This is a genomic window from Bacteroides sp. AR29 (assembly GCF_900217715.1).
GTDB classification, from domain to species: domain Bacteria; phylum Bacteroidota; class Bacteroidia; order Bacteroidales; family Bacteroidaceae; genus Bacteroides; species Bacteroides uniformis.
This window is the reverse complement of the sequence record NZ_OBMS01000032.1, coordinates 20,924-42,996: the sequence shown is the minus strand read 5'-3', so window position 1 is coordinate 42,996 and position 22,073 is coordinate 20,924. Positions and strand designations below refer to the sequence as shown.

Here is a 22,073-nt window from a genome sequence, read left to right as displayed (position 1 = left end):
TGACCTCTTCCTTGTGAACCTTGATGCCAAGGAACGACCCATCCTGCTCGATATAATAGAGGACCGACATGGGCGCAAGTCCATCATCATCACCTCGCAACTGCCAACGGACAATTGGTATGATGCAATCGGAGACCCTACAGTAGCAGATGCCATTATGGATCGTATTATACATACGGCGCACCGGATTGAGCTGACAGGAGAAAGTGTCCGTAAAATGGCTGCATACAGAGGGAAATAAACTAAAATAATAATAACCCCATCGGTCAAGACTTTTTAAGGGGGCATTGTTGAATGTTTTAAGGGGGCAGAATCGCTTGGTTTTAGGGGGCAGCTTACACTGGATTTTCCACTCTGATTCTTGTGCGTCAAAGTCTTGCTTTTGTGTGCTTACTCGCACTAATAAAATTGCTTTCATATCGCATTGTTTTGTTATCTTTGCAACAAAAATAATAATAATGAGTGAAACAAAAAAATCGGATGCATTAGTAGTATTCAGTGGCGGGCAGGACTCGACCACTTGCCTCTTTTGGGCAAAACGTGAATTTAAGAAAGTGTATGCGCTGAGTTTTCTGTATGGACAGAAACATCAGAAGGAAGTGGACTTGGCGAGGGCCATTGCCCGTAAGGCAGGTGTGGAGTTCGAAGTAATGGATGTTTCCTTTATCGGCCGGCTGGGACGTAACTCATTGACAGATGCCGGCATGGAGATGGACCAGGAGAAGCCGGCAGACAGCTTTCCGAATACTTTTGTGCCGGGACGCAATCTGTTTTTCCTGAGTATAGCCGCCGTCTACGCCCGCGAGCGGGGGATTAATCATATTGTGACGGGGGTGTCGCAGACCGATTTCAGCGGTTATCCCGATTGCCGGGATGCTTTCATCAAGTCGCTTAACGTGACGCTGAACCTGGCTATGGACGAGCAATTCGTGTTGCACACCCCGTTGATGTGGATTGACAAAGCGGAGACCTGGGCGCTGGCAGACGAGCTTGGAGTGCTCGAACTTATACGCCACGAAACGCTGACTTGCTATAACGGTATTCCGGGAGATGGTTGTGGACACTGCCCGGCATGCACGTTGCGCAGAGAAGGATTGGAAAAGTTTTTGGCTTCTACTAAATGAGGCACACTTGTATCACTAAAAATATATGGCTATGACAGAATTGAAAGACCAACTTTCCCTTTTGGGGAGAAAGACAGAATACCGTCAGGACTATGCCCCCGAAGTATTGGAGGCATTTGATAACAAGCATCCCGGCAATGACTACTGGGTGCGTTTCAACTGCCCCGAATTCACCAGCCTCTGTCCCATCACGGGGCAACCGGACTTTGCAGAAATCCGTATTTGCTATATCCCCGATGTCAAGATGGTAGAGAGCAAGAGTTTGAAACTCTACTTGTTCAGCTTCCGCAATCATGGTGCTTTCCACGAGGATTGCGTGAACATCATAATGAAAGACCTCATTCATTTGATGAACCCTAAGTATATTGAGGTGACGGGTATCTTCACCCCGCGCGGAGGCATCTCCATTTATCCGTATGCCAATTACGGACGTCCCGGCACGAAGTTCGAGCAGATGGCAGAGCATCGTTTGATGAACCGTGAATGAGAACTGTTTTTGAAGGCCTCCGTAAATAATAAAGGGAGGCTTTGGGAGCAAATGATTGTTGCGCCGCTATATTTTATATTCTTGCTTACTAAAAACTATTCGTCCGACATATGTTTAATTATCGTCCAACAGCTATCGGACGATAATTAAACATATGTCGGACGATAATGTAACGACTGTCGGACGAATAGTCTTTAGTCAATGAAACATTAACCTGCTACCATCTTGGAAAGAATCTTTCCTATAGAGGATAGTAGGGGATGACTTTTGCAAAGATATAGACGATTCTTTAATAAAAATAGCGCCTTTTCCCAAAGACGCTATTCCCTCTTTATGACTTATTCACTACAAAGGGTTATTTTATTCTTTTGTAGCCATAGACAGCAAGGTTACCCAGTTCTTCTTCGATGCGCAATAGTTGGTTGTACTTCGCCATGCGGTCGGAGCGGCTCAGAGAACCGGTCTTGATTTGTCCGCTGTTGGTGGCAACGGCAATGTCTGCAATGGTGGCGTCCTCGGTTTCGCCGGAACGGTGAGAAGTCACTGTGGTATAACCGTGGCGGTGTGCCATTTCGATAGCATCCAGCGTTTCACTGAGTGAACCGATTTGATTGACTTTGATAAGGATGGAATTGGCGCAGCCCATGGCAATACCTTTTTCAAGGAATTCCACGTTAGTCACGAACAGGTCGTCGCCAACCAGCTGGCAACGGTTGCCGATGCGTTCGGTCAACTTCTTCCAGCCTTCCCAGTCGTTTTCGCTCATGCCATCCTCGATGGAGTCAATCGGGTAGTTATTAATCAAATCTTCCAAGTAAGCTATTTGTTCGTCGGCAGTACGTTTTTTACCATTTTCGCCTTCAAAGATGGAGTAGTCATAGATACCGTTCTTAAAGAACTCGGATGAGGCACAGTCCATACCGATTTTCACATCCTTGCCCGGTTCGTAGCCGGCAGCCTTGATGGCGCTCATGATGGAGTCCAGCGCATCTTCTGTTCCTGCCAGTGCCGGTGCAAAACCGCCTTCGTCGCCTACAGCAGTGCTGAGGCCGCGGTCGTGCAACACTTTTTTCAAGGCGTGGAATACTTCGGCTCCCATGCGCAGGCCTTCACGGAAGGAAGAGGCGCCTACCGGCCGAATCATAAATTCTTGGAAAGCGATAGGAGCGTCGCTGTGTGAACCTCCATTGATGATATTCATCATCGGGACCGGCATTACGTAGGTATTTACTCCACCGATATATCTGTATAAAGGTATATCGAGATAATTGGCGGCGGCTTTGGCTACTGCCAGTGAGACACCCAGAATGGCGTTGGCACCCAGCTTGGATTTGGTAGGCGTGCCGTCCAACTCAAGCATCTTGTGGTCGATGGTACGCTGTTCCAGTGACGACCAGCCAATCAGTGCCGGTGCGATTATCTTGTTGACGTTTTCTACTGCTTTTAGTGTACCTTTACCACCGTAGCGTTGCTTGTCGCCATCGCGAAGTTCCAGCGCTTCGTGCTCGCCGGTAGAAGCACCGGAAGGCACTGCTGCGCGTCCCATAACACCACATTCCAGAATAACGTCCACTTCTACTGTGGGATTGCCGCGTGAATCAAGGATTTCACGGGCTACAATCTTTTCAATTTTCATACTTAAACTTTAATAATTTATTGTCCGTTGTCTTGTTTTAATTTGCAGCAAAGGTCGTACAAAAAGGCATATTGGGCAATACCTATAAATAGGGGTTTTTCATTTCCCGGCTCCTCTTTTTTAGATTTATTATTGATAATACCTATCAATGGTGATTGCATAATATGATATATACGATAAATCCACTCCATATAATTACCTACAATAAGTGATTGCACAGCTGGCTGTTAATAATGACCTTTGCACCGGTTTACTAACAACATTATAATTATTATAAAATTGAAAGCATATACACTTAAATTCTCGCTGCTGTTTTTCCTTCTGTTGGCTTCTCTGTCTGTACATGCGCAGAGGAGAGGAGGGATGATTTCGGGTAGAATCATTTCTACGGAAAAAGAAACGGTGGATTTTGCGACTGTTTATCTGAAAGGGACGAGTTATGGAGGAACCACGAATCAGGAAGGCCTCTATCACATCAAGGCGCCTGCCGGCGACTATACGCTGGTGGTGTCTGCCGTAGGTTATACAAAGGTGGAGAAAAAGGTGAAACTGGTCAATGATGAGCGGATGAAGCTGAACATAACCATCGCTCCCGAAACGCAACAGCTGGACGAGGTGACTATCGTTTCTACCGGAGTAAGCCGGGTGAAGAGGTCGGCATTCAATGCTGTGGCAGTCGATACAAAGGAACTCCAGAACACCACGAAGAATCTGAGCGATGCCTTGACCAAGGCTCCGGGCATGAAACTCCGTGAGTCGGGTGGGGTAGGTTCGGACATGCAGTTGATGCTGGACGGTTTTAGCGGAAAGCACGTCAAGGTGTTCATTGACGGTGTGCCGCAGGAAGGTGTGGGAAGCTCCTTCAGCCTGAACAATATTCCGGTGAGCTTTGCCGACCGTATAGAGGTATATAAGGGTGTAGTTCCCGTGGGCTTCGGTACGGATGCCATTGGCGGTGTCATCAATATTGTTACCAACAAGAAACGCCGGAACTGGTTCCTGGATGCTTCTTATTCTTACGGCTCGTTCAATACCCACCGCTCATACGTTAACTTCGGACAGACTTTCAAGAACGGTTTCAGCTATGAAATCAATGCCTTTCAAAACTACTCGGACAACGATTATCATGTAGATGCGCCGGTAAAGGATTTTGAGACGGGCAGTTTCAACGAAAGTGAGAAGGTGCGCGTGAAGCGTTTCAATGATACTTACCACAACGAAGCCATTGTGGCCAAAGCGGGTATTGTGGACAAAAGTTGGGCAGACCGGCTGATGTTCGGTTTCACCTATTCGCACATGTACAAGGACATACAGACCGGTGTACGCCAGAAGACAGTCTTCGGAGAAAAGCACCGCTTCGGCCATTCACTAATGCCTTCGATGGAATACAGCAAACGCAACTTGATAATCAAGGGGCTGGATATGGTGTTGACAGCCAACTACAATCGCAATGCCACTACGAATGTGGATACTGCCCGCTATGAATACAACTGGCTTGGTGAGAAACATCCGCTGAACAGTCCCGGCGAACAGTCCCGCCAGTATTCCCGTGCCGATAATGACAATTGGAACGGTACATTGACCTTGAATTACCGCATTGCCAGAGTCCACATGCTGACTTTCAATCATGTGTTGAGTGCATTCCAGCGTGATAATACTTCACTGTTGGCGGTGGAAGAACAGACGGATGCCATTGCCAAGCAGACCCGCAAGAATATCTCCGGTTTGTCATACCGCCTGATGCCTTCCGAAAAGTGGAACTTCTCGGCATTCGGCAAATACTACCGCCAGTATGTGGCAGGACCTATGGCCGAGGATGATACCGGTAGTAATTATGTACGCACCAGCCGTACGGTAGACTCTTGGGGATATGGTGCTGCCGGAACCTACTTCATCCTACCCGGCTTGCAGGCGAAGCTCTCTTATGAAAAAGCTTACCGCCTGCCCACTATCGAAGAGATGTTTGGTGACGAAGACCTGGAGAGTGGAGACATCGGCATCCGTCCCGAGAAAAGTGACAACATCAACTTGAACCTGAGTTATTCCCGGAGTTTTGGAAAACATTCCGTCTACGTGGAAGGCGGTGTGGTATACCGCAATACGAAGGATTATATCCAGCGTAATATCCAGGACTTGAGCGGAGGAAAAGAAGGGGCCACTTATACCAACTACGGCAAGGTGCTGACGAAGGGATACAATGTATCGGCACGCTATGGCTTCGGACGCTGGCTGAGTGTGGGCGGCAACTTCACGCAGATGAATGTGCGTGACAATGAGAAGATGCAAATCGGCAGTACCGGCAACTCTGTGGAAAATCTCGGTTACAAGGCACGCATTCCCAATGTGCCCTATCAGTTTGCTGATTTTGACGTAAACTTCTATTGGCGCGACCTCTGGAAGAAAGGGAATATACTGTCCGTGACTTACGACAACCAGTACATGCACAGCTTCTCCTACTATTCGCAGGCCATCGGTAGCAAGAACAAGGATTTCATGGTACCCGACCAGTTCTCCCATAACCTGACATTGAGCTATAGTCTGAAGAATGGCCGCTATAATATCTCGTTTGAATGCCGCAACTTCACGAACGAGGATTTGTACGACAACTTCAGCCTTCAGAAAGCCGGGCGTGCGTTCTATGGCAAGATACGTGTACATTTTGGTGATTAATAAATATAATGGTTTTAATAGGTGTAATTAATAAGAAGAACAAATGAAGAAGAATTATCTTTTGTCCGGCCTCTTTGCAATGGCAATGACCGGAATGGCTTTAATTTCTTGTACAGACACAGACGAACCGGGTTCCGGCTCCGGTTCCGGTTCAAAGGGTAACTATGTGATAGCTGCCACGGCTACAGTTTCAGGTAGCTCCGTTCCTGTCCTGCTGACAGCCGAGTCACTGGAAAGCGGTGAAATTACTGCTGCCGGCAATGGCCTTGTGAACGATGGGGCTACTTACTGGGTGTTCTACGGAAACAAATATCTGTATGCCTTGAACTATCACCAGGGAAATGCAGGCACTACCCAGTCGTTCATTATGAATACAAACGGTGAACTGGAAAAACGTAGCCAGGAGTATAACGTCAATCGTTTCACTACCTACGGCTATTATGACCAATTTATAATGACGACTTCTACCGGCGACGGCCCTACGGAACTGAATGATGCAAATGGATATACTCCCCAATCTTTTTTGATTTCCTATCTGGATGTCGAGAAACAGACTTATACAAAGAACTCGGTAACAAAGGATACTCCATTTCTTGCCGAAAATTTCCTTGAAAATGGTGAATACGTAACACTGGCCGGTATAGAACAAGTGGGCAGTAAGGTTTATGCAGCAGCCATTCCCATGGGGCTTAGCCAGTATGGTTGCATGCAGAAGAACGAAGACGGTAGCTACAAGTGGGTGCTTTCCGGTAATGAGGATTTAATAAAGACAGAATCCGGCGGGCAGGGTAGCGGTGCCTATGAGAAGGACGAATTGCAATGGACCCAGTATCCTAATGAATGCCATATCGCTATCTTTGGTGATCAGACACTGAATTCTCATAAGGTCATCACTACAGACAAAATCAGTTATGCTGCCGGACGTAACCGTTCACAGTACTACCAGATGAACTGGCTTGCCGACGACGGCTATGTATATGTATTTTCTCCGAGCTATGCCAAGACCATGAGTGATTCGCGTCAGCAGACTACATTGCCTGCTGGAGTTGTACGCATCGATACCAAAGCAGAAGAATTTGATGCCGCTTATTACTATAATCTTGAAGAGAAAGCCAATGGCGCCTCTTTCTTGCGGACTTGGTATATTTCAGGTAATTATTTCCTGCTGCTGATGTATGATAAGGCAATTACGGCATCAGACAAGGTTGCCAACCAACTTGCCGTCTTCAATGCCTCCACTGGAGCTTTGACTTATGTGAACGGCCTTCCAAGCGATGTCTCTGGCTTTGGTAATACCCCGTACATGGAAAATGGCAACGCATATGTGGCAGTCACTACCTCTTCCGGCTATCCTGCCATCTATAAGGTAGACCCTGCCAATGCAACAGCTACCAAAGGTCTGGTTGTCAATGCAACCCAACTGAACGGTGTAGGTAAACTGGAATAAAGCTCCTATGAAGAAAGTTTTTCGTAAGATACATTTATGGCTTTCAGTCCCCTTCGGGCTACTGATTACCCTTATCTGTTTTTCCGGAGCCATGCTGGTATTCGAGACGGAGGTGATGGAGCTCTGCCACCGCGACCTCTACTATGTGGAGAAAGTCGGGCCGGCACCGCTTCCCATGGGCAAGGTGGCCGAAAAAGTGGCCGCTACTCTGCCGGATAGTGTTTCTGTGACGGGTGTCACAGCCTCGTCTGCTCCGGAGCGTGCCTGGCAGGTGAACCTTTCCAAACCTCGTCGTGCTTCCGTCTATGTAGACCAGTATACGGGTGAGATAAAGGGCAAGTATGAGCGTGCGCCGTTTTTCACGACCATGTTCCGCCTGCATCGCTGGTTGCTGGACAGCATGAAGCCCGATGGAGGCATCTTCTGGGGGAAAATGATTGTGGGCACTGCCACGCTGATGTTTGTCTTTGTCCTGATATCGGGCATTGTCATCTGGTGGCCCCGTACAAAAAAGGCTTTGAAGAACAGTTTGAAGATTGTTTCCGGTAAGGGTTGGCGTCGGTTCTGCTATGACCTGCATGTGGCAGGCGGTATGTACACGCTGGTTCTTCTGTTGGTAATGGCGCTTACGGGACTGTCATGGTCTTTCTCCTGGTACCGCACCGGCTTCTACAAAGTTTTCGGAGTGGAAACCACGCAAGGGGGTGGAGGACATGGTGCTTCGGCACAAACTGCTGCCCAGGGAGGAGAACGGGCTCAAGGCCGGTCTGGTGGCAGACCGGGAGGTGAGCATCGTGAAAGAAATTCTTTCTCTCCTTTTACAAGCTGGCAGAAGGTTTACGAAGAACTGAAGGAACTCAATCCTGATTATAAACAGATTACCGTGTTCAAAGGCTCTGCTACGGTTTCTTTCAATCGGTTGGGCAACCAGCGTGCTGCCGACCGCTATACGTTCAATCCCCGTAGCGGTGAAATCACCGGGGCTACCTTATATAAGGATGCCGACGCTTCAGGAAAAATCCGTGGCTGGATATTCTCCGTTCATGTAGGCAGTTGGGGAGGGCTGACCACCCGCATATTGAGTTTCCTTGCCGCTTTGGTAGGGGCCAGCTTGCCGCTGACGGGCTATTATCTTTGGATTCGCAGATTGATTCGGAAGGGCAGTAGGAAAGCGAACATACAATTAAAGAAAGTTGCTTAGAAAAAGCAGGCAGTTTTATAAAAGGATGAAGATGTCCACAAGATGCGCAGGCGTGCGTGTTTTGTGGACGTTTTCATATAGGTATGTCTGGAGAATGAATGCTTTATTAAAAATACTGAAAAATAAATGGAAAAATGTAATCATGATTACACTTTTTTAGATTGTAACTGCCTATTTTTGCTGAAAATATTCATTTTATGGCGAAGCTACCAATCATAAGTAAACTATTTCCGTCCTACAGATGGAAAGTAACGGCACTCATTGTATGCGGTGTCCTCGTCGGCGGCGGAGGCTTGTTTATGTATCTTCTCCGGGCGCACACTTATCTGGGAGATGACCCTGCGGCATGTGTCAACTGCCACATCATGGCTCCTTATTATGCAACCTGGATGCACAGTTCCCACAGCCGGGATGCCACTTGTAACGATTGCCATGTCCCTCATGAGAATATAGTAAAGAAATGGGCTTTCAAAGGCATGGACGGCATGAAGCACGTGGGTGCCTTTCTCACTAAAAGCGAACCGCAGGCTATCCAAGCCGAGGCAGCAAGTGCGCAGGTCATTATGAATAATTGCATCCGTTGCCATACGCAACTGACCAACGAGTTTGTGGATGCTGGTAAAATAGACTACATGATGACCCTCACCGGCGACGGAAAGGCATGCTGGGATTGCCACCGCGACGTGCCTCATGGTGGAATGAACAGTCTTTCGTCTACACCCGCTGCATTGGTACCCTATCCGGAATCTCCCGTGCCGGAGTGGTTGCAGAAACTGATAAAGGAATAATAACAATAAATCTTCATAGATATGGAAAAGAGATTAAAATCGTGGCAAGGATGGCTGTTGTTCGGTGGTTCAATGGTCGTTGTATTTGTCTTGGGGCTATGTGTTTCTGCCTTGATGGAGCGCAGGGCCGAGCTGGCAAGTGTATTCAATAACCGCAAAACAGTGATTGAGGGAATTGAGGCACGCAACGAAGTCTTTAAGAGTGATTTCCCCCGTGAGTATCAGACATGGACTGAAACTGCCAAGACCGACTTCCAGAGTGAATTCAATGGAAATGTGGCTGTGGATGTATTGGAACAGCGTCCCGAGATGGTAGTGCTCTGGGCGGGATATGCCTTCTCCAAGGACTATTCCACTCCGCGCGGACATATGCATGCCATCGAGGACATTACGGCAACTCTTCGTACCGGTGCGCCTGCCACTGCTACGGATGGCCCGCAGCCTTCTACTTGCTGGACTTGCAAGAGCCCCGATGTGCCCCGCATGATGGAAGCTATCGGTGTGGATGCTTTCTATAACAATAAGTGGGGCGCTTTGGGCGATGAAATTGTAAACCCGATTGGTTGTGCCGACTGCCACGAACCGGAAAACATGAACCTGCATATCAGCCGTCCGGCTTTGATAGAGGCTTTTGAACGCCAAGGCAAGGATATTACCAAGGCCACTCCGCAGGAGATGCGTTCACTGGTATGTGCGCAGTGCCATGTGGAGTATTACTTCAAGGGCGACGGCAAGTACCTGACTTTCCCCTGGGACAAAGGTTTTACGGTGGAAGACATGGAAGCCTATTATGATGAGGCTGGTTTCTACGACTATATACACAAGTTGAGCCGTACCCCTATCCTGAAAGCGCAGCACCCCGATTTTGAAATAGCCCAGATGGGGATTCACGGCCAGCGTGGCGTATCGTGTGCGGACTGCCACATGCCTTATAAGAGTGAAGGTGGCGTGAAGTTCAGCGACCACCATATACAGAGTCCGTTGGCTATGATAGACCGTACCTGCCAAACCTGCCACCGCGAAAGTGAGGAAACTTTGCGCAACAACGTCTACGAACGCCAGCGCAAGGCCAATGAAATCCGTAACCGCTTGGAGCAGGAACTTGCCAAAGCCCATATCGAAGCTAAATTTGCTTGGGATAAGGGAGCTACGGAAGAGCAGATGAAAGATGTGTTGGCGCTGATTCGTCAGGCACAATGGCGTTGGGACTTCGGTGTGGCATCTCACGGCGGCTCTTTCCACGCACCGCAAGAAATCCAGCGTGTCTTGTCTCATGGGTTGGATAGAGCCATGCAGGCGCGTTTGGCTATCTCCAAGGTGCTGGCGAAGCATGGATATACAGACAATGTTCCTATGCCGGATATCTCCACCAAAGACAAGGCGCAGGAATATATCGGGCTCGATATGGATGCCGAAAGAGCTGCAAAGGACAATTTCCTGAAGACTACAGCACCGGCTTGGCTGGAAAAAGCGAAAGCTAACAACCGGTTAGCACTAAAATAAATTTGTACATCGTCAAATCATAAATCAGAAGATGTGGAAGAAACCGTGGGGGTATAAGGAAGGTTTTATCTGTGGGGCAGGACTGTTTGTCACGGGCTTGCTGTTACAGTGGAGCGTTGGAGGCATTCGTTGGGGCTTGTTTGCATGGCCGGTCAATATCATTGTTCTGGTGCTGTTCTTGCTGTTGCTGGCAGGGATGCATGGGCTTCGCAAACGGGTGTATTGTTTCGGATGGCTCAGTCATTATACGGCTGCAGTTTCTTCCCTGGTCTGTGTGGCGGCTATCACTGTCATTATGGGGTTGGTACGGCAGGTTCCCTCCACCCATCCTTCGGCAGATGTCATCGGCTTTTCGAAAATGCTTTCTTTTTGGCCGTTTGTGTTACTTTATGTCTGGCTGGTTGCTGTCTTAGGGATGACTATTCTCCGTGCCGCTATCCCCTTCAATGTGCGTAAGATTCCTTTTCTGCTGAATCATGCCGGCTTGTTTGTTGCCCTTCTGACGGCAACGCTGGGCAATGCGGATATGCAGCGTCTTAAAATGATTACCCAATTGGGCAAGACCGAATGGCGTGCCATAGATGAGGGCGGCAAGCTGACGGAACTTCCGCTTGCTGTTGAGCTGAAAGAATTTACTATACACGAGTATCCTCCCAAACTGATGCTGATAGACAATGAGACGGGGCAGGCACTGCCGAAGGATATGCCGGAACATTTGTTGCTGGAAGAGAAGGTGGAACGGGGAAAATTGCTGGATTGGGACATCTCCATTTTTCAAACCATTCCTATGGCTGCCTCCGTGGCTACGGAAGATACCTTAAAGTTTACTGAATTCCATTCGATGGGAGCTGCCTATGCCGTTTATCTGAAAGCGGTGAACACCGCCTCCGGACAGTCGAAGGAGGGATGGGTGAGTTGCGGCAGCTTCATGTTCCCCTATAAGGCATTGCGTTTGTCGGAGCAGACCAGTCTGGTGATGCCCGAACGTGAGCCGCAACGGTTTGTGTCTGCTGTTACGGTTTATACGCAGGCGGGAGATGTGGTGGAAGACACTATCGAGGTGAATCGTCCGTTGAAGATATCCGGGTGGAATATTTATCAATTGAGCTATGACGAGACGAAGGGACGGTGGAGTGATGTCAGTGTCTTTGAACTGGTGCGCGACCCCTGGCTCCCGGCTGTATATGCCGGCATTATAATGATGGTGCTGGGAGCAGTCTGCTTGTTTGTCAATGCACCAAAAGGAAAAGAAGAAAGAAAGGAGGAGACGGTATGAGTTGGGATTATTTTGCTCTGTTTGCCATTGTCGCTTTACTCTTCTGGGGATGGGGAGCTTTCGCTGCATGGCGTGGAAAACGCCCGGCAGTGGTATATACCTTTACCTGCCTGGGACTGGTTGTCTTTTTCAGTTTCATTGTCGGTATGTGGATTTCTTTGGAACGTCCTCCGATGCGGACGATGGGAGAGACCCGTCTGTGGTATTCGTTTTTTCTTCCGTTGGCGGGAATCATCACTTACGGCCGTTGGAAGTATAAATGGATTCTCGGTTTCAGTACCATTTTGTCACTGGTGTTTGTCTGCATCAATATATTCAAGCCCGAAATACACAATAAGACTTTGATGCCCGCCTTGCAGAGTCCGTGGTTCACTCCTCATGTCATTGTCTATATGTTTGCCTATGCCATGCTGGGTGCCGCTACGGTGATGGCTGTCTACCTGCTGTGGTTCAAGAAAAAAGGAATTGAACGGCATGAGATGGCTTTGTGCGATAATCTGACTTATGTAGGACTTGCCTTCATGACACTGGGTATGCTGTCCGGTGCTGTCTGGGCGAAAGCTGCTTGGGGACACTATTGGGCATGGGATCCCAAGGAGACTTGGGCGGCGGCTACCTGGTTCTCCTATCTGGCATATATCCATTTCCGATTGGGATGCCCCGCGGCCTATCGTAAGGCACTGTTTGGCTTGCTTGTATCTTTTCTGTTGTTGCAAATGTGTTGGTATGGCATCAATTACTTGCCCTCGGCACAAGGAGTGAGTGTACATACGTATAACTTAAATTAAAATACTTATGAAAACAGTTTATTTGGCATTAGGCTTATTGCTGTTGCCCGGAATGTTGTGGGCACAAGGTTCGGAGAAAGAGAACGAATTCACCATGTCGATGCAAATCAGACCCCGTGCAGAATACCGTAACGGAGCACAGTTACCACGTTTCGAGGGAGACAAGGCTGCTTCATTTATCAACAACCGTGCACGTCTTTCCATGGAGTATAAACGTTCGGATTTGAGTATGAAGATTTCGGCCCAACATGTAGGCGTATGGGGGCAGGACCCGCAGATAGACACTAACGGGCGTTTCATTATGAACGAAGCATGGGCAAAACTCAACTTTGGTGCCGGTTTCTTTGCACAACTGGGGCGCCAGACCTTGTCTTATGACGACGAACGTATTTTGGGAGGGCTGGACTGGAATGTGGCCGGTCGCTATCACGATGCATTGAAGTTGGGCTATGCCAAGAATGCCCACCAACTGCATTTCATTCTTGCCTTCAACCAGAACAAGGAAAAGGCAAAAGGCGGTACCTATTATTATGACGGTGCACAACCTTATAAGAATATGCAGACCCTTTGGTATCATTATGCGGCGCAAACCCCCAACCTTGATGTCTCTTTGTTATTCATGAATCTGGGCCTGGAAACCGGTGATGCAGAAACAGAAACTTCCCATACCCGCTATTTGCAGACGTTCGGTACTTACGTGACTTATCAACCGGAATCGGGAAACTGGCTGCCCGTGCAGGCTGCTTTCTATTACCAGACCGGAAAGAACAAGAATGCGCAGAGTGTATCTGCCTTTATGGTAAGCGTGAAGGCTGCCTATGCCATAGACAAGCAATGGAGTGTGAGCTTGGGTTATGATTATCTGAGTGGCAGTGACGGGAAAGGTGACAAGTTCAAAGCATTCGATCCTCTTTACGGAACACATCATAAGTTCTATGGAGCGATGGACTATTTCTATGCTTCTGCTTGGCAGGGAGTAGCTCCCGGTTTGCAGGATGCCCAGTTGGGTGTTAACTTCAAGACATCCAAGCAGGTGAGTATGCAACTGATTTATCACTATTTTGCTACTGCTGCCAAGCTGGATGATGTAAAAAAGGGATTGGGTTCGGAGATGGACTATCAGCTTGACTGGAATGTGATGAAGGACGTGAAGCTTTCTGCCGGTTACTCCATTATGCGGGGTACGAAGTCTATGGACGTGGTGAAAGGCGGCGACCATAAACGCTGGCAGGATTGGGGCTGGGTATCTGTCAACATCAATCCGAGAATCTTGTTTGTAAAATGGTAGTTTAGATATACTCTTTCAGAGCTGCTTCATTCAATACCTCAATTTTCTTACCCGTCATTAGGATAATACCTTCTTTGGTCATCTTATTGATTTCCTTTGAAAGTGCCGGGCGGGTTACATTGAGGTATTCTGCCAGCTCAGATTGGGTATGCGCAATGGTGATGCTGGTAGAGTTGGAAATTCTGTTTTCAAACAGATAGACGACAAACCTTTCGCGGACTGTTTTGCGGGAAAGGGTTTTTAATCGCGAAACCGTGCAGGCATTGCAATTTCCCGTTATGCAAAGGAAGTTGTGCAGCACTTTGGGATCCTGGCTGATAAGCTTGAAGGTGGATTCTTTGGTGGCAGTGAATAGGATACAGTCTTCAATGGCAGTAAAAGTTGCCGGCAGTGTGGTGTTGCTGCCGAAGAGATGGGGAGTGGCAAAGGCCCGGGGGGCAACGATGTATTCTACCATAACTTTATTGCCCAGACCGTCTATAATATCTACACGCAATTTACCTTCCAATAGTATATATAGCTTCTTGCAGGGGGTGCCTTGCCGGGCAACTATATCTTTCTTGTCTATAGAATAGACTGAATATTCCAGTTTCTCAAGCAGCGATTGCTTGATATTATGTGGCAAATCCCTTAGTAGAGGGATTTGGAACAACAACTGTTCGTACTTTTCATCCAGTAGAATCTTTTCCATAGCTTTTTATTCTTGGACAAAGGTAAGAATAATATATAAGTGCGGACGTTTTTTATAAATACTTTTGGGCGGAGACTGCATTTATCCGCATTTCCTTCTCTTCCATTCGGATGCACCCTTCGCTTGCCAGTTCCGATAAGGCACGTGCCAGCGAGGGACGCGCCACTCCCAGTATTTGTGCCACTTCCTGCTGGTTGAGTATCGTGCCATGCATGCGTAGATAGTTCAGTATACGCGATTTCAGACTTTGTAGGGCAAAGGCATTTAGCTTTTTGGAGAGAAATAGGGTTCTGTCCGATACCAGTTGCAGAAAGTTGCGCATCACAGCGGGGTGTTGATGCAGGAATTCCAGGAAAATGTCTTGTTTATAACGAGTATCTCACATTTCTCTTTAGCTTCGATATTTACCGGGAAGCGGTTTTCGGAGGCAAAGACAAAAGCCGGGGCAAGCAGTTGCGGGGCTTTCAGCGTTTCGATGGTGAGTTGCTTCCCCTCCGCACTGACCATTTGGGTACGCACACTGCCGTTGCACAATATGAATAGAGAACGATATGCTTCTCCCTGCATGGCAATGAAGTCAGCAGGTTTGTATTGCCTGTGTGCATGTTCGGGTGCCAGGATGAGGGATAATAATTCTTCTTCTGTTATGCCTTGAAAAGGAGGCATTTTCAATAATGTATGGATTTCCATTCTCTTTTTTACTTTTTTGTGATTCGATGTAACATTCGTGACAGTTTTCGCGTTGTAGAACTCTCATCTTTGCACAAAGATAATGCAAACCGAAAGTAATAGAAAATAAGCTTGCTTATTTTTATTGCTAAGGTGCCGCTTCTTTTATGGAAAGATAATGTAAACTTTTAAATGAATAGGAATATGGAACCAAACATGTTTTGTTATCAATGTCAGGAGACAGCCAAAGGAACCGGCTGTATATTGAAAGGTGTATGTGGAAAAGAAAGTCATACGGCTCAAGCTATGGACTTGTTACTGTTTGTAGTCAGGGGTATCTCTGTTGTTGCCGATACATTACGCAAGGCAGATTCTCCAGTCTCTGAAGAAGTGAATATTTTTGTGACGGATGCTTTGTTTTGTACTATCACGAATGCGAATTTCGATGATGAAAGCATCTTGAAACGGGTGGATAGGGGACTTGCTTTGCGTAATGGATTGATTCAAGAGGCCAAGCACAACAAAGTATTCCTACCCCAAGTAGATGAACTGACTTGGCAGGGAACGCGTGACGACTATGCCGAGAAAGCGAAGACAGTAGGTGTTCTGCGTGAACAGAATGAAGACCTCCGTTCGTTGAAAGAATTGCTTGTCTATGGTTTGAAAGGTATGGCAGCTTATCTGGAGCATGCTATGCGCTTGGGATTCAATGATGATACAGTTCATGTTTTCATGCAGCGTGCACTGGCTACCATTGCGGTTGAGTCTCTATCGGCAGAGGAATGGGTGAAGCTGGTTCTCGAAGCTGGTGAGTTCGGAGTAAAGACAATGGCTCTACTGGATGCTGCCAATACCGGTACTTACGGTAATCCCGAAATTACAAAGGTGAATATCGGTGTGAAGAATCGTCCGGGAATTTTGATTAGCGGCCATGACTTGAAGGATATGGAAGAATTATTGAGACAGACAGAAGGTACGGGGATAGACGTCTATACACATGGTGAAATGCTGCCTGCCCACTATTATCCTGCTTTCAAGAAATATTCTCATTTTGTAGGCAACTATGGCAATGCCTGGTGGAAACAGCGTGAAGAATTCACTTCCTTCAACGGACCGATTCTGTTTACCACCAACTGCATCGTTCCTCCTTTGGCTAATGCAGTGTATAAAGAGCGTATGTTCATCACCAACTCTACCGGTTATCCGGGTTGCAAGTATATTGATAAGGATGCGGAAGGCAGGAAAGACTTCTCTGAAATCATAGAGATTGCCAAACAATGCCAGCCGCCGGTGGAGATAGAGCATGGAGAGATTATCGGTGGTTTTGCCCATAACCAGGTACTGCAACTGGCAGACAAGGTGGTAGATGCCGTGAAGACCGGAGCCATACGCCGCTTTATCGTAATGGCAGGCTGTGACGGACGTATGAAGAGCCGCGATTACTATACGGAGTTTGCCAAAGCCTTGCCGCAAGATACCGTTATCCTGACCGCAGGTTGTGCCAAATACCGCTATAATAAACTTGGTTTGGGAGACATCAACGGCATTCCCCGTGTATTGGATGCCGGACAGTGCAATGACAGTTATTCACTGGCCGTGATAGCCATGAAGCTGAAAGAAGTATTCCGGCTGAATGACATCAACGAACTTCCCATTGTCTACAACATAGCATGGTACGAACAGAAGGCGGTTATTGTATTGTTGGCATTACTGAGTCTCGGGGTGAAGGATATTCACTTAGGCCCCACATTGCCCGCTTTCCTTTCTCCGAATGTTGTGAAGGTACTGGTTGATATGTTTCATATCGCAGGTATCGGTAGTGTGGAAGATGATTTGAAAAAATTCGGATTATAAATAAAGATGGTAGGGTGTTATATCACCCTATCACTTTATCCTTTTATCACGTTATTTATCGCTTCTTCCGTTCCGCAGAATGGCCCGTGTGATTGTAGTTTTATGGTGCACATGGCGGCAGCAAAGCATCCCGCTTCCCGGTGGGATGCACCTTTGTTGCGCATATACAGATACCCCACCATATAGGTGTCTCCACATCCTGTTGCATCTGTAATCTGAAGGGCAGGATAGGCGGGGATTTCGTGAAATTCTCCTTGGGCATATATCAGCGAACCTTTATCTCCCAGGGTCAGCAGCACTTCCTTGACGCCCCAGTCTGCAATCAGCAATGCGGCTTCGTGCGGTTCACTGCATCCGGTCAGTACTTCCATTTCAGCTTCGTTGGCTTTCAGAATATGGATATACTTCAATGCTTCTTTCTTTTCCGGCCAGTCTACTGCCAGCACTTTTTCATTATCCACTTTGCGGAGAAATCCCTGCACATCTACCGAGAGGAGTCCCTTTCCGGACAAGAACTTGATGACCTCCAAAGAGAAGTCGTCGGCAAGCAGACTGCCCAAGTGGATAATCCGTGCATCGGTATCTTTCAAACCTTCCACGGTGAAAGGGTCTGCTTTTGCCGTGACACGTTGTGTACGTTCGTTCTGGTTTTCTCCATAAATATTCTCGAAACAGACGGAATGTGTGCTGTGCAAGGCTTTGACGGAAATACCTTCTTTCCGAATGTCTTCCACAATGCCCATGTCAGTATCAGCCAAAGCTGTTACCAATAAAAAATCGTTAGCATTCAAGTGCTTGATGGCATGTGCGAAGTAGAAGGAGGTGCCTCCCGGCATATATATGGTATTTTTAGGGGTTACGACTTTATCTTGGGTAATATAACCGATGCAACATAGACTGTGTGTGTTCATTTCTTTGTTGGCTTTTTATTGCTTTATTGTATTGATTCCGTAAATTGGGCGCGAAGATAGTGATTTAATAACAATTCGACTATATTTGCAGCTGTAAATGTAGCCTCATTGAATATGAATTCATTAAAAACGAAAAGAGTACGTATGATAGTTGGCATTATAGTGGGTATTGTGGCTGTTGCGGTCATAGTGGGATTCGTTTTTGTCAATCAGCCGAGTTTCGGGAGGGCTCCTCAAGGAGAACGGTTGGAGAGGATTAAGAAGTCGCCTCATTACAAAGACGGAGAATTCCGGAATCTGCACAGTACGATGATGATGACTTCCCAAAAGGGACGTTTGGGAGCTTTCTGGGGATTCTTGTTTAAGCAAGAAACCGATTTACGTCCTGAAAAAGAGATTCCGGTTATAAAGACGGACCTCAGCAAGATAAGCAAGGACGAGAATGTATTGGTATGGTTCGGACATTCATCCTATTTTATCCAGATAGACGGAAAGCGTATACTGGTAGACCCCGTATTTTGTGGGGCTTCTCCGGTTTCGTTTGTAAACAAGCCGTTCAAGGGGGCAGATGCCTACAAGCCTGCCGATATGCCGGAGATTGACTATCTGGTGATATCACATGACCATTGGGATCATCTGGATTATGAAACGGTGATGCAGCTGAAAAATCGGGTAGATAAGGTGGTCTGTCCTTTGGGGGTAGGTGAACATTTCGAGTATTGGGGATTTGAGAAATCATCCCTGGTTGAGCTGGATTGGTTTGAAGATACTGTACTGGATAAGGGATTTCTGCTTCATTGCTTGCCCGCCCGGCATTTTTCGGGCCGCTCGTTGAAAGCGAATCAGGCACTATGGGCCTCTTTCCTTATCGAAACCCCTTCGCAGAAGATTTATATGGGCGGTGATAGTGGATATGATACGCATTTTGCCGAAATAGGCAAGCAATATCCTGGCATTGACCTTGCCATATTGGAGAATGGGCAGTATAACGAAGATTGGAAATATATCCATACCATGCCCCAATATTTGGGACAAGTGGCCAGGGACTTGAATGCGGAAAAGATTCTGACTGTCCATCATTCCAAATATGCTTTGGCTAGACACCGCTGGGACGAACCGTTGAAGAATGCCATGAATCTGAAAGAGAAAGACTCTTTGAACGTGTTGATGCCTATTATAGGGGAAGTGGTCCGGTTAAAATAATGAACGATATTGATTAGCTATTGACGAGTTATTAACGGAAATATATATCCCTATCGAAAATAAAAGTAAGATAATATGTTGGAATTACCCGAAGTTATCACCCTGAGCAAACAAGTGAACAACGCCTTGAGCGGTAAAACAATCACGCAGGTATTCAATGCCACCAAACCGCATAAGTTTACGTTCTATAACGGCAATCCGTCGGAGTATGGTAAACTGCTCGTAGGCAAAACCATCCTTTCATCCGAAGGATATGGCATGTTTGTCAATTTCAATCTTTCGGATAATGTGATCATGAATATAGGCGACGGAGTCAGTGTCCGTTATTACAATGCGGGAGATAAGATTCCTACCAATTACCAGTTGTTGCTGACGTTTAATGATGATTCATTCCTTGTCTTCACGGTTGTAATGTATGGTTTTATCAATGTTTATCCTGATAGCTATATCGACAATAAGTACTATAAATTGAGTCGGGAAAGCATTTCGCCGTTGAGCGATAAATACACCGAAGCGGAATTTGAGAAACTCGTTGCCGAAGCAAAGAAGACCCTCTCTGCTAAAGCTCTATTAGCAACCAATCAGCGTATTCCCGGTGTAGGTAACGGCGTAACGCAGGATATTCTGTTCAATGCACGGATAAATCCCAAACAGAAAGTGCTACTTCTGTCGGATAATCAGAAAGACGTTCTTTTTAATGCTCTAAAAGAAACATTGGTGGATATGACGTTCGAGGGCGGACGCGATACGCAAACAGATCTTTATGGCAACGCCGGAGGTTACAAAACCATTCTTTCTGCCAAAACATGGAAGAATCCTTGTCTCCGTTGTGGCAGTACCATCATAAAAGAGGCTTATATGGGTGGTTCGGTATATTATTGCCCAACGTGTCAACAGATAAAAGAATAAATGTCCACATTCTGTTAGCTCCCTTTATGTACGATGCAAGGAATTAATATTCTGTATAACAGTTTATTAATTCCTTGTATCGCATTCTGTTAATATCGTGTCTACACGATATTCGTATCCTGCGAACACGATATGAATATCTTCTTTTCTTTATGCTTTGTACGGACAAAAGGGGTGTTTTATAAAGCCCGCCCTTTGTAAACGTTTGACTGGGACAATGGAACCAGGACTCCGTTCAGCGTCAGGGTATTCGAATTGAAGTTCGGGCTGATTCTTGCCGATGCATTATTGCCGCCGTTGGTCAGTGTGATATACACTTGTGCGGATATTCCGATGCCTTGTACGCTGAAGCTGCAATTCACGTTTCCCTTTTTGTCGGTCGTGATTTTCATTTCCTTTCTGCTGCCGTCCACTGTGATGCCGCCTATTCCGTTGGGGCCTGCAAGGGCATTGTTGGCAGCTATTTGTACGGATGCGTGTTCACCGTCCATCAGAACGAAGTTTGTTGTCGATGAAACAAATGCGCTCCGTCCTCTCTTGAACACCAGCTGGTCTGCTTCCAATACAAACTTGCCCTCTTTCAATGCCTGGACGGCAATGGCATAGTTCCTTTCATTTTCCGCTTTTTCGCGTGCTTTCTGGGCTTCGCGTTGGGCTTTACGCTCTGCTTGGCGTGTTTCGCTGCTACTCTGTGCATACATCAGGGTCGATGCACTTACCAACACCAGTGTGATTAATGTAATGATTCGTTTCATAATTGTTCTTTGTTATTTAGTTAAGACCTTCTGGTTAATTAACAAATGAAAAACCAAAAAGATGCAGCTTGAATCTTAAATAAGCGTAAGACTTAACACTTCTTTGGTTTTGTTGGAAGTTCGTATTAAATTTCTTCCAAGGCATAATACTGGTAATCCCGGAGAATGGTCTGAAGAAAGTTTTCCGGGTTACTGTCATGAGGAGTGATGGAGAGAAGTTCCTGCACTTTTTTCGCAAGGGAGGCAATGCGGCGTGTACGGTCTTTCTTACCCGATTGCAGGGTCCGGGTAATGACGTTGATTTGCTCCAATGACAAGTCGGAAGCTTGTGGATAGGTAGGTCGGTAGTCTTTGGTCAGGTAGTCGAACTCATCGAGGCTGACGTGTATCTTGCGGTAATTCTTTTCCTTGATTACCATGGTGCCGGCGGCAAGGTCTCCCATTCGCTGGCTGTTTTTGGTCAAAAGGACGACCAGAAGTCCCAGACCACCGGTCACCGGTCCGTCGATAGGGAAGAGAAGCCATCGGAGCAGGTACGAGCCTATGCCGGGCGTGGAGCCGTCTGCCTTTACGACACGAATGTTCATCAGCCGCTTGCCGAAACTTTGTCCCTGGTTGAACATTTCGCAGAGAAATGCATAAAGCAAGACTGGCAGGTAGACAATGGCAAAAAAGAAAAGCATCGTGAAATCAGAGGGTAGATGAATCCGTGAAAACAAGGCCAAAGTAGAAAATACATAGAATCCGAGCAGAATATAATCTATGGCCAGTGCAATGAGCCGCTCACCGATACTGGCAGGCGTTTGACTGATGCGGACAAATTGTCCGGTGATAATTGTAGATTCTGCCATTCCTGATAAAACATTTTTAGTA

General features: G+C 46.9%; 19 protein-coding genes and 1 pseudogene. 14 read left to right on the top strand and 6 right to left on the bottom strand.

Annotated elements, in window-relative coordinates:
* The 3 genes from CSD97_RS17335 to queF form a co-directional block, all read left to right on the top strand.
* Positions 1 to 241: ATP-binding protein (locus CSD97_RS17335; RefSeq protein ID WP_008665689.1), on the top strand; the 241-nt coding region annotated here is incomplete at its 5' end.
* 217 nt (positions 242 to 458) lie between these two features.
* Positions 459 to 1,124 (top strand): 7-cyano-7-deazaguanine synthase QueC, encoded by a 666-nt coding sequence (gene queC / locus CSD97_RS17330; RefSeq protein ID WP_098032808.1) that lies wholly within the window; start codon positions 459 to 461, stop codon positions 1,122 to 1,124.
* Between the two features lie 31 nt (positions 1,125 to 1,155).
* On the top strand, positions 1,156 to 1,611 hold the full coding sequence (queF, locus tag CSD97_RS17325) for a preQ(1) synthase (protein ID WP_008664917.1): 456 nt from the start codon (positions 1,156 to 1,158) through the stop codon (positions 1,609 to 1,611).
* Between the two features lie 355 nt (positions 1,612 to 1,966).
* Here the strand turns inward: queF and eno are convergent, their stop codons facing one another.
* On the bottom strand, positions 1,967 to 3,247 hold the full coding sequence (gene eno, locus CSD97_RS17320; protein WP_005831501.1) for a phosphopyruvate hydratase: 1,281 nt from the start codon (positions 3,245 to 3,247) through the stop codon (positions 1,967 to 1,969).
* 363 nt (positions 3,248 to 3,610) lie between these two features.
* Here eno and CSD97_RS17315 point away from each other — a divergent pair, with 363 nt between their 5' ends.
* The 8 genes from CSD97_RS17315 (at position 3,611) to CSD97_RS17280 (ending at position 14,208) form a co-directional block, all read left to right on the top strand.
* Positions 3,611 to 5,917, top strand: a complete 2,307-nt coding sequence (locus CSD97_RS17315) for a TonB-dependent receptor (protein ID WP_227186626.1) — start codon at positions 3,611 to 3,613, stop codon at positions 5,915 to 5,917.
* Between the two features lie 43 nt (positions 5,918 to 5,960).
* Complete coding sequence (locus tag CSD97_RS17310) at positions 5,961 to 7,364, top strand: DUF4374 domain-containing protein (RefSeq protein ID WP_005832438.1); 1,404 nt, start codon at positions 5,961 to 5,963, stop codon at positions 7,362 to 7,364.
* A 7-nt stretch (positions 7,365 to 7,371) separates the two neighbouring features.
* Positions 7,372 to 8,565 carry a PepSY-associated TM helix domain-containing protein gene (locus CSD97_RS17305; RefSeq protein ID WP_022402016.1) on the top strand — a complete coding sequence of 398 codons (1,194 nt, stop codon included), beginning with the start codon at positions 7,372 to 7,374 and terminating at the stop codon, positions 8,563 to 8,565.
* A gap of 197 nt (positions 8,566 to 8,762) precedes the next feature.
* A complete protein-coding gene (nrfH, locus tag CSD97_RS17300; RefSeq protein ID WP_061412181.1) occupies positions 8,763 to 9,353 on the top strand; it encodes a cytochrome c nitrite reductase small subunit in 591 nt (196 codons plus the stop codon).
* Between the two features lie 21 nt (positions 9,354 to 9,374).
* On the top strand, positions 9,375 to 10,856 hold the full coding sequence (nrfA, locus tag CSD97_RS17295; RefSeq protein ID WP_005831485.1) for an ammonia-forming cytochrome c nitrite reductase: 1,482 nt from the start codon (positions 9,375 to 9,377) through the stop codon (positions 10,854 to 10,856).
* A gap of 31 nt (positions 10,857 to 10,887) precedes the next feature.
* Positions 10,888 to 12,132 (top strand): cytochrome c biogenesis protein ResB, encoded by a 1,245-nt coding sequence (locus CSD97_RS17290; protein ID WP_098032807.1) that lies wholly within the window; start codon positions 10,888 to 10,890, stop codon positions 12,130 to 12,132.
* Complete coding sequence (ccsA, locus tag CSD97_RS17285) at positions 12,129 to 12,920, top strand: cytochrome c biogenesis protein CcsA (protein WP_098032806.1); 792 nt, start codon at positions 12,129 to 12,131, stop codon at positions 12,918 to 12,920. The genes CSD97_RS17290 and ccsA overlap by 4 nt, the downstream gene beginning before the upstream one ends.
* A 7-nt stretch (positions 12,921 to 12,927) precedes the next feature.
* On the top strand, positions 12,928 to 14,208 hold the full coding sequence (locus CSD97_RS17280) for an alginate export family protein (RefSeq protein ID WP_098032805.1): 1,281 nt from the start codon (positions 12,928 to 12,930) through the stop codon (positions 14,206 to 14,208).
* A gap of 1 nt (position 14,209) precedes the next feature.
* Here the strand turns inward: CSD97_RS17280 and CSD97_RS17275 are convergent, their stop codons facing one another.
* Both CSD97_RS17275 and CSD97_RS17270 read right to left on the bottom strand, forming a co-directional pair.
* Positions 14,210 to 14,899, bottom strand: a complete 690-nt coding sequence (locus tag CSD97_RS17275) for a Crp/Fnr family transcriptional regulator (protein WP_005832420.1) — start codon at positions 14,897 to 14,899, stop codon at positions 14,210 to 14,212.
* 52 nt (positions 14,900 to 14,951) lie between these two features.
* Positions 14,952 to 15,589 (bottom strand): annotated as a pseudogene (locus tag CSD97_RS17270) (Crp/Fnr family transcriptional regulator).
* Between the two features lie 183 nt (positions 15,590 to 15,772).
* Between CSD97_RS17270 and hcp the strand changes: the two are divergent.
* Positions 15,773 to 17,422 carry a hydroxylamine reductase gene (gene hcp / locus CSD97_RS17265; protein ID WP_005832415.1) on the top strand — a complete coding sequence of 550 codons (1,650 nt, stop codon included), beginning with the start codon at positions 15,773 to 15,775 and terminating at the stop codon, positions 17,420 to 17,422.
* 35 nt (positions 17,423 to 17,457) lie between these two features.
* Here hcp and CSD97_RS17260 read toward each other — a convergent pair whose 3' ends face one another.
* Complete coding sequence (locus CSD97_RS17260) at positions 17,458 to 18,333, bottom strand: PfkB family carbohydrate kinase (protein WP_005832412.1); 876 nt, start codon at positions 18,331 to 18,333, stop codon at positions 17,458 to 17,460.
* A gap of 114 nt (positions 18,334 to 18,447) precedes the next feature.
* Between CSD97_RS17260 and CSD97_RS17255 the strand changes: the two genes are divergently transcribed.
* Both CSD97_RS17255 and CSD97_RS17250 read left to right on the top strand, forming a co-directional pair.
* Positions 18,448 to 19,536, top strand: coding sequence for an MBL fold metallo-hydrolase (locus tag CSD97_RS17255; RefSeq protein ID WP_305000171.1), 1,089 nt, complete (start codon positions 18,448 to 18,450; stop codon positions 19,534 to 19,536).
* A 75-nt stretch (positions 19,537 to 19,611) separates the two neighbouring features.
* Positions 19,612 to 20,445: a DNA-formamidopyrimidine glycosylase family protein gene (locus CSD97_RS17250; RefSeq protein WP_098032804.1), complete on the top strand. Its 834-nt coding sequence runs from the start codon at positions 19,612 to 19,614 to the stop codon at positions 20,443 to 20,445.
* 179 nt (positions 20,446 to 20,624) lie between these two features.
* On the opposite strand, the gene CSD97_RS17245 is transcribed toward CSD97_RS17250, so the two are convergent.
* Positions 20,625 to 21,200 (bottom strand): DUF4251 domain-containing protein, encoded by a 576-nt coding sequence (locus CSD97_RS17245; protein ID WP_008664890.1) that lies wholly within the window; start codon positions 21,198 to 21,200, stop codon positions 20,625 to 20,627.
* Positions 21,201 to 21,325: 125 nt separating this feature from the next.
* A complete protein-coding gene (locus tag CSD97_RS17240) occupies positions 21,326 to 22,051 on the bottom strand; it encodes an RDD family protein (protein WP_009038196.1) in 726 nt (241 codons plus the stop codon).
* Positions 22,052 to 22,073 lie beyond the last annotated feature (22 nt).